At 37.0% G+C, this 703-nt stretch carries 1 pseudogene; it reads right to left on the bottom strand.

The annotated features are described in order from the left end of the window. Positions 1-703: pseudogene (locus ACQYZ7_RS16640) on the bottom strand (hypothetical protein); the annotation flags it as partial.

A 703-nucleotide genomic window follows, 5' to 3' on the forward strand; every position in this document is an offset into this window, starting at 1 on the left:
AACTTACAGTGATTTCTGCTGCTGGTAAAGTCTCAACAAATTCTGGTGCTGTAGTGTCTTCTACTGTAATTACCTGAATATGTGTTGTCGTATTTCCTGAACAATCTGATACTGTCCATTTTCTAGTAATTAAGTATTCTGATCCACATGCGTCATCATCACCACTTGTTACTTCACTAGGAATTACTGTTACTGATGCATCACAATTATCGGTTGCTGTTAAGGTTTCCATTACTGGAATGTTATCACAACTTACAGTGATTTCTGCTGCTGGTAAAGTCTCAACAAATTCTGGTGCTGTAGTGTCTTCTACTGTAATTACCTGAGTATGTGTTGTAGTGTTACCTGAACAATCTTGTACTGACCAAGTTCTTGTGATTAAGTATTCCGAAGGACAAGCATCATCGTCTCCGCTTGTTATTTCACTTGGAATTACACTTACTGACGCATCACAATTATCAATTGCTGTTAAGGTTTCCATTACTGGAATGTTATCACAACTTACTGTAATTTCTGCCGCTGGTAACGTTTCTACAAAGGCTGGTGCTTGAGTATCTTCTATAATAAATTTAGCACTAGTTGTATCTACAGGGTTTCCACAGGCGTCTTTTGCTGTAAAAATTACCTCTACTTCTCCTGTAAAACTACATGTATATGTTAAATCTGTATAGTTATTACTCCACGATACAACACTACAATCATC

The organism is Tenacibaculum sp. SDUM215027, from assembly GCF_050566205.1.
Taxonomy (GTDB): domain Bacteria; phylum Bacteroidota; class Bacteroidia; order Flavobacteriales; family Flavobacteriaceae; genus Polaribacter.